Annotated in this window: 13 protein-coding genes; 9 read left to right on the plus strand and 4 right to left on the minus strand. The window is 33.9% G+C overall.

All coding sequences use genetic code 11. From position 1 onward, the window contains the following. Window positions 1–23: 23 nt before the first annotated feature. Window positions 24–1,214, minus strand: coding sequence for a DUF5009 domain-containing protein (locus tag J2W95_RS03290; RefSeq protein ID WP_310003915.1), 1,191 nt, complete (start codon window positions 1,212–1,214; stop codon window positions 24–26). A 569-nt stretch (window positions 1,215–1,783) separates the two neighbouring features. Between J2W95_RS03290 and J2W95_RS03295 the strand changes: the two genes are divergently transcribed. The 9 genes from J2W95_RS03295 (at window position 1,784) to groL (ending at window position 9,676) form a co-directional block, all read left to right on the plus strand. Beyond that, the gene (locus J2W95_RS03295) at window positions 1,784–2,431 is read left to right on the plus strand and encodes a TMEM175 family protein (protein WP_310003917.1); all 648 of its coding nucleotides are present in this window, start codon (window positions 1,784–1,786) and stop codon (window positions 2,429–2,431) included. A gap of 142 nt (window positions 2,432–2,573) precedes the next feature. After that, window positions 2,574–4,019, plus strand: a complete 1,446-nt coding sequence (miaB, locus tag J2W95_RS03300; RefSeq protein WP_310003919.1) for a tRNA (N6-isopentenyl adenosine(37)-C2)-methylthiotransferase MiaB — start codon at window positions 2,574–2,576, stop codon at window positions 4,017–4,019. A gap of 86 nt (window positions 4,020–4,105) precedes the next feature. Next, window positions 4,106–4,243, plus strand: a complete 138-nt coding sequence (locus J2W95_RS03305) for a hypothetical protein (protein ID WP_310003920.1) — start codon at window positions 4,106–4,108, stop codon at window positions 4,241–4,243. Window positions 4,244–4,345: 102 nt separating this feature from the next. Next, a complete protein-coding gene (locus tag J2W95_RS03310; protein WP_310003922.1) occupies window positions 4,346–5,608 on the plus strand; it encodes a sigma-54 interaction domain-containing protein in 1,263 nt (420 codons plus the stop codon). Window positions 5,609–5,693: 85 nt separating this feature from the next. Further along, a complete protein-coding gene (gene lptE / locus J2W95_RS03315) occupies window positions 5,694–6,197 on the plus strand; it encodes an LptE family protein (protein ID WP_310004266.1) in 504 nt (167 codons plus the stop codon). Between the two features lie 113 nt (window positions 6,198–6,310). Further along, on the plus strand, window positions 6,311–7,270 hold the full coding sequence (locus tag J2W95_RS03320) for a tetratricopeptide repeat protein (RefSeq protein WP_310003924.1): 960 nt from the start codon (window positions 6,311–6,313) through the stop codon (window positions 7,268–7,270). Between the two features lie 11 nt (window positions 7,271–7,281). After that, complete coding sequence (gene secG, locus J2W95_RS03325; protein WP_310003926.1) at window positions 7,282–7,605, plus strand: preprotein translocase subunit SecG; 324 nt, start codon at window positions 7,282–7,284, stop codon at window positions 7,603–7,605. A 134-nt stretch (window positions 7,606–7,739) separates the two neighbouring features. Further along, window positions 7,740–8,015 (plus strand): co-chaperone GroES, encoded by a 276-nt coding sequence (locus J2W95_RS03330; protein ID WP_100431955.1) that lies wholly within the window; start codon window positions 7,740–7,742, stop codon window positions 8,013–8,015. Between the two features lie 32 nt (window positions 8,016–8,047). Further along, on the plus strand, window positions 8,048–9,676 hold the full coding sequence (gene groL / locus J2W95_RS03335) for a chaperonin GroEL (RefSeq protein WP_310003929.1): 1,629 nt from the start codon (window positions 8,048–8,050) through the stop codon (window positions 9,674–9,676). A 166-nt stretch (window positions 9,677–9,842) separates the two neighbouring features. Here the strand turns inward: groL and J2W95_RS03340 are convergent, their stop codons facing one another. From J2W95_RS03340 to J2W95_RS03350, 3 genes are all read right to left on the minus strand, one after another. Then, complete coding sequence (locus J2W95_RS03340) at window positions 9,843–10,523, minus strand: DedA family protein (RefSeq protein ID WP_310003931.1); 681 nt, start codon at window positions 10,521–10,523, stop codon at window positions 9,843–9,845. Window positions 10,524–10,733: 210 nt separating this feature from the next. Next, on the minus strand, window positions 10,734–11,078 hold the full coding sequence (locus J2W95_RS03345) for a heavy-metal-associated domain-containing protein (RefSeq protein ID WP_409025114.1): 345 nt from the start codon (window positions 11,076–11,078) through the stop codon (window positions 10,734–10,736). Between the two features lie 80 nt (window positions 11,079–11,158). After that, on the minus strand, window positions 11,159–13,171 hold the full coding sequence (locus J2W95_RS03350; protein ID WP_310003935.1) for a TonB-dependent receptor plug domain-containing protein: 2,013 nt from the start codon (window positions 13,169–13,171) through the stop codon (window positions 11,159–11,161). Between the last annotated feature and the right edge of the window lie 7 nt (window positions 13,172–13,178).

A 13,178-nucleotide genomic window follows, 5' to 3' on the forward strand; every position in this document is an offset into this window, starting at 1 on the left:
AAGTTTCTAAAGCGCCTAGTTATCTACAAATGCAATTGTATTTTGTATTTATTAAAAATTCGCATCACAAATAGCATAATTGTCGAAAACACTAAAGACCATACTATTCCGGGAATACCATCACGAAAATAGTCCGGGATAATTTTTATGCCAAATGCTAAATTGAAGTAATATATAACCCCAGGAAGAATGTAAATAAGAAGCGGATTCGCGGCCGCGGGCATAAAAAAGCCACTCCATTTTGTTTGCTTTTTGATTTCCATCAACCAATAGAAAAAATAAAACAGTAAAGTACAAATACCTGCCGAATACAATACCCAAGAAGGTGTTCCTCTTATTTTCGAAACCTCATAATAAGGTCTCAGCAAATAGCCCAACAAGAAAAACAGCAACCCAAAACCGATTACTTTCCAATTTATTTTTTCGGAAATAGTTCCCTCAAAAAACAGTAACGATATCACTACACCAGCTACAACAAGCGTAGCATGTGTCATATGTCCCGCAATAAAACTCAACCAACTTACTTCTTGAACTATGCTTCCGTTTGTTAGATTTAGAATATTTGCAATTAGACAAAGAAAAAGAAAACCAATCATAGCTGATAACTTCCCTTTTACCAACCAATAATAAACTACTGTAATAAAATAAGCCCAACCAATAAGTCCAAGAATTCCCCACCATTTTGGCGTAATTCCAATTGCTCCTGTATCTTGCACGTATAAAAAATACAATAGCACCAAAACCAGCATTCCTCCGTATTGGAGTACATTTTTAGCAAGTCTAGGGAATTCTTTTGGATATTTATTCCAAATCGGAATTGGCATCGAATAGGCTAAAAGTCCCCAAAATGCAGCTGATATTACCATTTTTGATTCATCGTAACCATATTCGGCATTGACCATATAAACACCAATAATAATCAATGCCAAAGCTCTTTTTAAAGTATGAGTCCAGATAGTTTTAGGGCTATCTCCTTTAATCAATCGGGCATTAAAAGCAAACGGAATAGACATTCCCACAATAAATAGAAAGGCAGGAAAAACCAAATCGACAAAAGTCATTGCATCAGCATCAGCCGGCATATGTCTCATCCACTGTGGTACGTTTGAAACACTCGCCAACTCGTTTACAAAAATCATAATGAAAATGGTAATTCCACGAAAAGCATCAATAGAAATAATTCTTTGATTATATAAATTCTCTTTGATTTTCATAGTTCAGCACTATTTGGGTTAAAAATATCTATTCTTATTTTTTTGAGATTTTGAGTTGTGGCGATTTTCACAGCCTACAATAACAAATATAAAATATTCATCGAAAAAACAATTTCCATAGAATACAATTATGAAAACTAATGCTCTTTCCCCTACTCTCATAGCAAATAGCACAAATCTACAATCTTAGTCTTTGCTAGATTTAATTCTTTTTTATAAAAAGTAATATTGATGACGTTCAAATCTATTGCCGAATAAAATAACTTTTACAGCCTCAACTTAAGGAGAAATCTCATAAGCCGCTCAACTTAATATTGTGTTGCTTTGCAGAATAGCCTACTGAGATTTGCTTCGCCTGTTTGCTGTTGCTCGAGTTTCATTCGAAAGGACAAGTTTGATGATTGTTTGAAAATTAAAAGCCTCATTCACAACACACAAAAAACAAAATACCCATTAAACATTGTCCTCAAACACTTTAATTAATATCTTGCGAACTGTATTAATCACACAAACCAAACAGTCAAATTCATTTTGAAGTAATAAAACGAATTGACGATAATTATTTACTTATGGACGATTTAAAGAAAAGTGAAATCCCTTTTGAACGCGTGCTGTTTTTCAGCGATGCAATCGTAGCTATTGCAATTACTTTGTTAGCGTTGAACCTTAAACTAGAGCTTCCTGAAAGTCATCATCTAACCATTCAAGATCTACTGTTGCCTTGGAAAAATTACCTGGCTTTTTTTCTTTCTTTCATCAACATTGCAAGTTTTTGGCGCAGGCATCACCAAATGTACACCTTTATTCATAAGATGAACGGATCCAGTATGGGTTACAATATCTGCTGGCTATTTTTTATTATTATCCTACCATTTTCCACCAGCGTATTAAGCAGCCATTTTGGAGATTCAGCAGCTATTTTTTTATACAGCTTAAACATTTTTGCAATATCTTTTTTTCAATACTCAATTTGGAAGAGCTCAGCTGATCAGTCGGATTTTATTGATTCTGAGAAACTTCCGGATGAAGAACGGAAACGCCATCAAATCATGTTCAATTTAGACATGGTAAACGGCCTAGTATGTATCATTCTGAGTTTCTTTGTTCCAAAAATTGCTTTTTTCCTTTTATTTTTCAAAATTCCGGTTATATTTTTTGGGACAGTTTATATTGTTAACCAAAGACGCAAAATTAGTAAGACTGAAAAAGAGAAATAGCCCAGCCCTTCCAAACTCTGTTCCTTATATTCTGCCTACTACCTTCTGCTTTCTAAAATCCTTTATTTTTTTGTTAATTCTTAGGCTGACATCTTGTCATAATCACTGTATTTGACTTATCTTTGCGCTTTGAAAATGCCATATGGAAAAGATAATTGAAGAAAGCAAACAAGGAAATAGCCTTGTTCTAGAACATAAACCGGAGAATACCAAGAAACTCTTTATAGAAAGCTACGGCTGTGCGATGAATTTTTCGGACAGCGAGATTGTGGCATCCATATTGTCTGATGGTGGTTACAATACAACCTCAGTTTTAGAAGAAGCCGATTTGGTTTTAGTAAATACCTGTTCAATTCGAGACAAAGCAGAACAAACGATACGCAAACGTTTGGAAAAATACAATGCAGTAAAACGCATTAATCCGAAAATGAAAGTAGGCGTTTTGGGCTGTATGGCAGAGCGTTTAAAAAGTCAATTTTTAGAAGAAGAAAAAATTGTCGACCTTGTTGTTGGTCCTGATGCGTATAAAGATTTACCTAATTTATTGAGTGAGGTCGAAGAAGGTCGCGATGCGATAAATGTAATTTTGTCCAAAGAAGAAACCTATGGTGATATTTCGCCTGTTCGATTGATGAGCAACGGAATTACAGCATTGGTCTCTATCACAAGAGGTTGTGATAACATGTGTACATTTTGCGTGGTACCTTTTACCCGAGGTCGTGAGCGCAGTCGTGAACCACAAAGTATCATGAACGAAATTCAGGATTTGTGGAGCAAAGGATTTAAGGAAATCACTCTTTTGGGTCAGAACGTAGATAGTTATTTATGGTATGGTGGCGGTTTGAAAAAGGATTTTGCCGATGCGAGCGAAATGCAAAAAGCGACAGCGGTTGATTTTGACCAATTACTAGAAATGGTAGCAGTTGGTTTTCCGAAAATGCGTATTCGCTTTTCGACTTCGAATCCACAAGATATGCACGAAAGTATTTTGCACGTTATTGCCAAATATCCAAACATTTGCAAACACATTCACTTGCCGGTTCAATCGGGTAGTAATCGCATTTTGAAAGAAATGAATCGTTTACACTCGAGAGAAGAATACATGACTTTGATTGACAAAATTCGTTCTATTATTCCAGACGGAGCGATTTCACAAGATATGATTTCGGGATTTCCAACAGAAACAGAGGAAGACCACCAAGACACTTTGAGTTTGATGGAATATGTGAAATATAATTTTGGTTATATGTACAGTTATTCTGAACGTCCAGGAACTTTGGCTGGAAGAAAAATGGAGGATGATGTACCTGAAACTACCAAAGCACGAAGATTACAGGAGATTGTTGACTTACAACAAAAACACGCTTGGTTTCGCTCCGAAGAGTTTATTGGAAAAACTGTTGAAGTATTGGTAGAGAAAGTTTCAAAAAAATCGACTGAGGAGTTTTCTGGAAGAAATTCACAAAGTATAACTGTGGTTTTCCCAAAAGAGAATTATAAAATTGGAGATTTTGTAAATGTAAAAATTAATTCTTGCACCTCTGGAACTTTGAAAGGCGAAGCGGTTGGATTGAGTAATATGAATTAGAAATAAATATTTGAGATTTTTATTTTTTAAAACCTCGACCCGTGCGATAGGGAATAAACCAAGTAATCAGCGGTAAAAATATTAAAATGAAACAAAAAATAGTTTACGCAATAATAGCTTTTTTAGTTGCTTTTGGAACAACATTCTATGTCATTAGAACTTATTTTCCAAAACACAAAGTTGAAGGAACAGCTATTCAAAAAGACACACTAACAAAGCCATAATAGTAGAACTTTTTTATATCAATAGATATCTAAAAGTTTGAAAGTTTAGATTTAAAGTTTGCTCGGCAACTTGAAACCTTAAACTAAAAAAACTAAAAGAAAATGGATACAGTACAATCAATAAAACAACGTTTTGAGATTATTGGAAATGATCCAAAGCTCAATCGTGCCATAGAAAAAGCCATTCAGGTTGCCCCTACCGACATTTCGGTTTTGGTGGCTGGAGAAAGTGGTGTGGGAAAAGAGAATATCCCAAAGATTATACATTCATTATCACACCGAAAACACGGTAAATATATTGCAGTAAACTGTGGTGCAATTCCAGAAGGAACTATTGACAGTGAACTTTTTGGTCATGAAAAAGGAGCTTTTACAGGTGCAACCAGTACTCGTGAAGGCTATTTTGAAGTGGCTAATGGCGGTACTATTTTCCTTGATGAAGTGGGCGAATTACCTTTGACAACCCAAGTGCGTTTGTTACGTGTTTTGGAAAATGGGGAGTTCATAAAAGTAGGTTCTTCTCAAGTTCAAAAAACGAATGTCAGAATCGTGGCTGCGACCAATGTCAATTTATTCAAAGCTATTGAAAAAGGAAAATTCCGTGAAGATTTGTATTACCGTTTAAGTACGGTTGACATTCACTTGCCTCCACTTCGAGAAAGAAAAGAAGACATTCATTTATTGTTTAGAAAATTTGTTGCCGATTTTGCCAATAAATACAAAATGCCTCCGCTGAAACTAGATGATGCTGCTATTTTATTGTTGCAAAAATTTCGTTGGAGTGGTAACATCCGTCAATTACGAAATGTTGCTGAACAGATTTCAGTACTGGAAACCAACAGAGATATTACGGCTGCAACTTTACAAACGTATTTGCCAAATGAAGGCAGTAATTTGCCATCGGTGATAAAAGACAAAAAAAACGACGGCGATTTTAATACCGAAAGAGAAATTTTGTACAAAGTGCTTTTTGATATGAAAAGTGACTTACATGATTTAAAGAAACTGACATTGGAATTAATGCAAAACGGTAGTTCCAATGTTCAGGAAACGAATAAATCACTTATCAAAAAAATATACGGTTCCAAGGAAGAGGACAGCGAAATTGATTTTGAAGAAGAACCAAGAACTTCGTTTTTATCAAATTCGAATAATATAGAAGAAGATTACGAAGAGCAAGACAACAATAATTATCTTTTGGCCGAAACCATTGAAGAGGAAGAAATCTTGAGACTCGAACAAAAGGAAATCGAGATGATTAAAAAATCATTAGAAAAAAATAAAGGAAAACGAAAAGCCGCAGCAGATGAATTAGGTATTTCGGAACGTACTTTATATAGAAAAATAAAACAATTTGATTTATAGAAAATCAAAAAAAACAAATTTGAAAATTCATATATTTGAAAACAATTATAAATTTCAACCAAAATTGGAATTTGCTAAGCACATTATGAAAAAAACACATTATCTCTTAATACTAATTAGTTCATTCATTCTAAACAGTTGTTCGGTATATAACTTTACAGGAACTGGTAAAATTGATGCCAAAACGTATCAAGTAAATTTCTTTCCAAACAATTCTGAATTAATTGAACCAGGAATTGACCGAACTTTTACACTTACATTACAAGATTTGATTCAGGGGCAAACTAATTTACAATTAGTAAAAAATGGAGGGGATTTAACGTATGAAGGAGAAATTACAGATTACCGAATCAGTCCAATGACTGCAACCGCCGATCAGCAAGCTTCACAAAATCGTTTAAAAATTAGGGTAATGGTTAGATTTACCAATAAAAATAAAGAAGCAGACGATTTCGAAAAATCTTTTGAATTTTACTACGATTATCCAGCTGCCCAACAATTAACAGGAGCAACGAAAGATGCCGCTATCAAAGAAATTTTCGAAAGAATTACACAGGATATTTTTAATGATTCACTTGCAAAATGGTAGTTTTAAAAGAGTAATCAGTCAGCAGTTTTCAGTTAGTAGAAAACAATTGACAGTATAAAATCAAATTTTAACATAAGAAGCTAAATTCTAAAAACACAGAATACCCAAAAAAAATGAACGTTAGTAGCTACAATTATTTATTAAACCAACCCGAAGAAATCAACGAGATACAAACGGTGGCTTTAGAAAAAGTTTTGGATGAATTTCCATTTTTTCAAAGTGCACGAGCGTTGCGTTTGAAGGGACTTTACAATCAAAGTAGCTACAAGTATAATTTTGCATTAAAAATAGCTGCGGCACATACTACAGATCGTAGTGTTCTATTTGATTTTATCACTTCGGAATCATTTATAGCTATTCAAAAAAAGACGTACGAGAGAAAAATACAGGAACTCCTTAATATAACCGTAATTGACAGTCAGATTATAGAAAAAGAAGAGATAGCACCAATTGCAGCAACTCCTTTGGAACATTCAATCCTTACCTCCATAAAAGAAGCTAATACTAATACTGCTCAAAACAACTCTCTTTTTATTGATAAATTAGAAATCGATAAAAATGTAGAACAATCGATTCTTGATTCCATTAAGGAAGCTACGCCAACAAAAACCGGGGAAGAAACAATTGAAGCTGAGAAAAATTTGGAAATTGGGAAACCACTAGATTTTTCAAAATCAGAGACGCATTCATTCCATCAATGGCTTCAAATTTCTAGGATACAACCCATAATAAGAGAAAATCTACAAGAAAATAATAGTATGGCAAAAGAACCTGAATCTATCATTGACGAGAGTAAAAAGAAAAAAGCAGAATTAATTGATAAGTTCATCGAAACCAGCCCAAAAATTCCGCCAATAAAACCTGGAGTTGTATTCACTCCAAATCTCGATCTCAACAAAGAAGATAATTCTTATTTAATGACAGAAACCTTGGCTAAAGTCTATTTGGAACAAAAAAAATATCAAAAAGCGATACAAGCTTATGAAATATTAATTTTGAAATATCCAGAAAAAAGTAGTTTCTTTGCAGACCGTATAAAGGATATTAAAATAGTACAACAAAATAACAATTAATAATAAATAGTATGTTTTCAATTTTTTTAGTTTTAATTACAATAGTATGTTTTCTATTGATCGTAGTAATAATGGTTCAAAACCCTAAAGGTGGTGGTCTTTCTTCTACAATAAGTGGTTCTCAAATGTTAGGTGGTGTACAAAAAACTACTGATTTCTTAGACAAAAGTACTTGGACATTGGCAACTATATTAATTGCTTTAATCTTACTTTCAGGATTGAGTTTTACAGGAACTTTGAGTGATGCTGATTCAAAAATCATTGACAACACTGAAACTGCAGCACCAACAACTAATGCTCCAGTTGAAAATGCTCCTGCAACTCCAGCAAAATAATCTATTTACATAAATATACAAAAATGCCAGCCTGTCAAAGCTGGCATTTTTTATAAGAAAAAATGTCAGTTTACATACTGTGGCATAATTTCTGAAATACAATAACAGTAAAAATTAACATAAACAAAAAAATCATGACTTTAAACATTAAACCACTTTCAGATAGAGTTCTAATCGAACCAGTTGCAGCTGAAACGAAAACGGCGTCAGGGATTTTTATTCCAGATACCGCAAAAGAAAAACCACAAAAAGGAACTGTAGTTGCGGTAGGAAACGGAACTAAAGACCATACTATGACTGTCAAAATAGGAGATACAGTTCTTTATGGAAAATATGCTGGAACTGAATTAAAATTAGAAGGAAAAGATTATCTAATCATGCGTGAGGACGATATTTTAGCAATCATCTAAAATCAAATAAACGAATCAACAAATAAAATAAAATGGCAAAAGATATAAAATTTGATATTGAAGCACGTGACGGATTAAAACGTGGAGTTGATGCATTGGCAAATGCGGTTAAAGTAACCCTTGGGCCAAAAGGACGTAACGTAATTATTGGGAAATCTTTTGGTGGACCAAATGTAACTAAAGATGGTGTTACTGTTGCTAAAGAAATTGAATTGAAAGATCCATTAGAAAATATGGGTGCTCAAATGGTAAAAGAAGTAGCTTCAAAAACCAACGATTTAGCTGGAGACGGAACTACAACTGCTACTGTATTGGCACAAGCTATCGTAAAAGAAGGATTGAAAAACGTTGCAGCTGGAGCAAATCCAATGGATTTGAAACGCGGTATCGACAAAGCTGTTGAAGCAATCGTTGCTGACCTTGCTAAACAGGCAAAAGTAGTAGGAAGTGATTCTGAAAAAATCAAACAAATCGCCTCTATTTCTGCTAACAATGACGAAGTAATTGGAGAATTAATTGCCAATGCTTTCGCAAAAGTTGGAAAAGAAGGTGTAATCACTGTAGAAGAAGCCAAAGGAACAGATACATATGTAGATGTTGTTGAAGGAATGCAATTTGACAGAGGATATCTTTCTCCATACTTTGTAACCAATCCAGAAAAAATGGAAGCAGAACTAGAAAGTCCATACATCCTTTTGTATGACAAAAAAGTTTCTTCTTTAAAAGAATTATTACCAATCTTAGAACCAATTGCACAAACTGGAAAACCATTATTGATTATCGCAGAAGATGTTGATGGCGAAGCTTTATCAACTTTGGTGGTAAACAAATTGCGTGGTGCCTTGAAAATCGCTGCCGTAAAAGCACCTGGTTTTGGAGACAGAAGAAAAGCAATGCTAGAAGATATCGCTATCTTAACTGGTGGAACTGTAATCTCTGAAGAAAGAGGATACACTTTAGAAAACACTACTTTAGAGATGTTAGGTTCTGCAAAAAGAGTAACTATCGACAAAGACAACACTACAATTGTAAGTGGTGCTGGAGATGCAGATATGATCAAAAATCGTGTAAACCAAATCAAAGGTCAAATGGAAACTACGACTTCTGATTATGATAAAGAAAAATTGCAAGAGCGTTTGGCTAAATTAGCTGGAGGTGTTGCTGTACTTTATGTTGGTGCTGCTTCTGAAGTAGAAATGAAAGAGAAAAAAGACCGTGTTGACGATGCACTTCACGCTACTCGTGCGGCTGTTGAAGAAGGAATTGTTGCTGGAGGTGGTGTAGCTTTATTAAGAGCTAAAAACGCTTTAAGTACTATCGTTTCAAACAACGCAGATGAGAAAACAGGTATCCAAATTATATCTCGTGCTATAGAAGCTCCTTTGAGAACTATCGTAGAAAATGCAGGTCTTGAAGGTTCTGTAGTAGTTGCTAAAGTTAGTGAAGGTTCTGGAGATTTTGGATACAATGCCAAAACTGATGAGTACGTTGACATGCTAAAAGCTGGAATCATTGACCCTAAAAAAGTAACTCGTATCGCATTAGAAAATGCTGCTTCGGTTGCGGGAATGATTTTGACAACAGAATGCGCATTAATTGACATTAAAGAAGAAAATGCAGGTGGTGGCCACATGGGTGGAGGTATGCCAGGAATGATGTAAAAATCAGCATTCCATTCAAATATAAAATCCGTCTTGAACTCGTTCTTGACGGATTTTTTATAGCTTCGTTTTAAACTTATATCATCATTAATCGCTTTTGATAATACCATAAAAAAAGTCCGAAGTATAAACTTCGGACTTTCTATATTTGAAGATTCTAATACAATTATATTTTTTCTTCTGGTTTTTTCTTTATCAATTTAATTAATACAGGAACTGTTGATATTAGAATAATTATAATGATGATATGTTCGATATAATGCTTTAAATCAATTCCAAAACCCAAGAACATTCCATATAAATAATGTCCAGAAAAAATTAATATGAAAGACCATAAAATAGAACTCAATATATTATAAAACATAAATTTCTTTTTGTCCATAGAACCTATTCCAGCCACTATCGGAGCAAAAGTTCTCACGATTGGCAAGAATCTTGCATAAATAATCGCCTTCCCACCATGCTTTTCGAAAAACTCTTTGGACTGAAGTAAATATTTTTTCTTAAACAAAAACGTATCTTCTCTGTTGTATAAATAATACCCACTTTTGGCTCCAAACCAATAGCCCACCATGTTTCCTAAAACACCCGAAAGGGCCACTAACGAAGAAAGTATAAGAAGATTTAAAAAATCACTTTCAATAAAAAGAACATTCTCAATTAAATCGCGATTGTAAATTCCAGCAAGAAAAAGTAAACTGTCGCCAGGTAGAAAAAAACCAGCAAAAAGACCAGTTTCTGCAAAAACAATAAATAAAACAATAAACAAACCAACTTGAAAGCCACCAATTGTAAAAGTTATATAAAATTCGGGATTTATTAATTGCGTCCAATCAAAATTATTCATAAATTCTTAGGTGTTTTATTTAGTGCGTGAAAGTAATGATAATTTAGGTTAACCACAATTTATTACTTCATTTTAAAGTTTTATTAACGATTCAAAAAGCACAAAAAGCATCAAAATTCAACTTCTATTTTGATGCTTTTTTCAATCTTTGTAAGTTACAAATTAACGAGTATAAAAAATTTACACCTCAAAATAATCTATAATTTCTTATTACAACCTTTCATACTGACAACAATGATGAAGGTTGTCATAATCTTCTTTGGTTGATTTTACTGAATCGGTATCATGACCTACTTTTGCAACAGCTTTCTTAACATCCATAAAAGAACACTTTTCTTCATTAATAATTAAACTCAATTGATGTGTTTCAATACTCCATGAAGCAGATTTTACACCTGGCACTGAATAGGCAGCTTTTTGAATTCGTTTCTGACATTGTTCACAGTTACCATTTACTTCGGTAGTATATTTAGCGTTTTTATTTTTCTTCTCTTGGCCTTGAGCCGAAAATGCAAAAAATGTCATTAGCAAAACTAAAAATACATTCTTAACCATATTGCTATTTTTTCTAAATTCTTGAATATTTGTTTTCATTTTTATTAAAATTTGATAAAATTATTTTTTTGATATAACCATTATTTTATTTTAAACCTCAAGCCCGCGTAATACATCTGTCCAAATACTGGTGCGTATAAAATAGTTGCATCAAAATAAGGACCAAAAGGATTCTGTGCATCAACAATTGCTGGGTTTTGAGTGTAATTCCCAATATTCTCCCCACCTACATACACTTCAAAAGTAGATGAAAATGTTCTTGTAATTTGAGCATTCATCAAAGAATAGGCCGGCGAATTTTCTGGAAGCTGAAATTCTACAGGATTGGAAGCAGTATATGGCAATTGCTGTTCCCCAATCCAGTTGTACGTGAAATCAAATTTCCATTGTTGCCCTTTATCCTGAATATGGGTTTCATAACCTAAATTCCCAAAGAAACGATGAGCTGCTTGCAACGGCCTTTGGTATTTCCCAGACAAGTAATCAGTTTTAATGTCATAGTATTTGTATGCTGAACGCAATTCCAAATGCTTAGCCAATTCATAATTGAACTCCAATTGAAAGCTATTAGCAAAAGAAACACCATCCAAATTATGAAAAACCACTTGTTGTGGACTTTGCATTATATCCACCACTACTTGATTCTGAAAATTTGTTCTATAAAAATCGGCTGTAACATCCCCATTCCGATTAAACAACTTGAATCCCTGCATAAAACTTACACCATAATTCCAGGCAATTTCCGGATCCAATCCATATAATTTACCTCCGTCATTTGCAATATCAAAAGTTCTGGAACTGGCAAACAAGGTTTGATTTTCGGCAAAAATATTGGCAGGACGTTTTCCTCTACCTGCAGAAACTCTCAAAACTCCTTTCTCCCAAGGATTGTATTTCATATGTATTCTTGGAGTAACAAAAACGCCCAATCGATTTCCATAATCTGCCCTTCCTCCAAGAATCAAACTAAAATCATCTTGATTATCATAGGTATATTCAAAGAAAGCTCCGACTGTATTGTCAATTCTGCTATAATCTGTAGTATTAAAAAACTCATTATAGCTGTCATAGGTAAAATTCAAACCTGTAGCAAACTTATTTTTTTCATTATTGATAATTGAATTAAAAATTAAGTTCGAATAAAAACTGTTTTGCTGCATTTTGTAGCCATTCAATCCAAAATAAGAATCTTGGTCATAGCTGGAAAATGCATTTTGAAAACCTAAACTTTGAAATGGCATGTCCTTAAAAACATAGCCTACTTTTGTAGAAATATCTATCTTTTTGGTATCGATTTCGGAACCCCAAGAATTGGTTGTTCCTCTATCCGTATCTGGATCAAAACTGGTTTGCCCCATTAATTTAGTATCATTCATGTACTGCAAATTAATGAAACTAACCCAACCCGTTTCTGCATTATAATATTGGTAACGATTGAGAAAATTGAATTGATTTTGTAAAGGATTATCAAGAAATCCATCGTCATTATTATCCATTTTGGAATTTCTCATATTGCCGTGCAACAATAAACTCGTAGCCCATTTATCGGATAGATTTTGATTAATATTGGCGTTTAACTCAAAACGAGAATCGGTAGAACCATAAAGGTTTAACAAAAATGGAACTCCCTCCATCGGTTTTATCAATTCAGTATTGATTTGTCCGGATATGCTTTCGAAACCGTTCACCACACTCCCTGCCCCTTTGGTAATTTGAATACTCTCTATCCAAGGACCCGGCGTAAAAGAAAGTCCATAAACCTGGGAAGCGCCACGAACTGAAGGAACATTTTCCTGGGTCATCATCAAGTAAGGACTTGTCAAACCCAACATTTTGATTTGTTTGGTTCCCGTCAATGCATCCGAAAAATTGACATCTATTGAAGGATTGGTTTCAAAACTTTCGGCAAGATTACAACAAGCCGCCTTCAGTAATTCTTTTTTGGTTATTAATGTTGTATTGCCGGTAACGGTATATGATTTTTGTATACTCTTGCGTTTGGATTGCACTTTTATCTCTTTCAAGGTGTCTTGTGAGTAAGAATTAAAAGCAGCAAACAAGAGCAATAAGACTATTATTGTGTTTGTTTTCATGATTATA

It is taken from the genome of Flavobacterium granuli, from assembly GCF_031456055.1.
Classification (GTDB): Bacteria; Bacteroidota; Bacteroidia; order Flavobacteriales; family Flavobacteriaceae; genus Flavobacterium; species Flavobacterium granuli_A.

Excerpts from the sequence above, each read along its gene's own strand:
- J2W95_RS03340 (WP_310003931.1), bottom strand. The coding sequence starts at position 10,523 with ATGAATAATTTTGATTGGACGCAATTAATAAATCCCGAATTTTATATA.
- J2W95_RS03350 (WP_310003935.1), bottom strand. The coding sequence starts at position 13,171 with ATGAAAACAAACACAATAATAGTCTTATTGCTCTTGTTTGCTGCTTTT.
- J2W95_RS03290 (WP_310003915.1), bottom strand. The coding sequence starts at position 1,214 with ATGAAAATCAAAGAGAATTTATATAATCAAAGAATTATTTCTATTGAT.
- J2W95_RS03320 (WP_310003924.1), top strand. The coding sequence starts at position 6,311 with ATGAACGTTAGTAGCTACAATTATTTATTAAACCAACCCGAAGAAATC.
- groL (WP_310003929.1), top strand. The coding sequence starts at position 8,048 with ATGGCAAAAGATATAAAATTTGATATTGAAGCACGTGACGGATTAAAA.
- J2W95_RS03295 (WP_310003917.1), top strand. The coding sequence starts at position 1,784 with ATGGACGATTTAAAGAAAAGTGAAATCCCTTTTGAACGCGTGCTGTTT.
- lptE (WP_310004266.1), top strand. The coding sequence starts at position 5,694 with ATGAAAAAAACACATTATCTCTTAATACTAATTAGTTCATTCATTCTA.
- J2W95_RS03305 (WP_310003920.1), top strand. The coding sequence starts at position 4,106 with ATGAAACAAAAAATAGTTTACGCAATAATAGCTTTTTTAGTTGCTTTT.
- miaB (WP_310003919.1), top strand. The coding sequence starts at position 2,574 with ATGGAAAAGATAATTGAAGAAAGCAAACAAGGAAATAGCCTTGTTCTA.
- secG (WP_310003926.1), top strand. The coding sequence starts at position 7,282 with ATGTTTTCAATTTTTTTAGTTTTAATTACAATAGTATGTTTTCTATTG.
- J2W95_RS03310 (WP_310003922.1), top strand. The coding sequence starts at position 4,346 with ATGGATACAGTACAATCAATAAAACAACGTTTTGAGATTATTGGAAAT.
- J2W95_RS03330 (WP_100431955.1), top strand. The coding sequence starts at position 7,740 with ATGACTTTAAACATTAAACCACTTTCAGATAGAGTTCTAATCGAACCA.
- J2W95_RS03345 (WP_409025114.1), bottom strand. The coding sequence starts at position 11,078 with ATGGTTAAGAATGTATTTTTAGTTTTGCTAATGACATTTTTTGCATTT.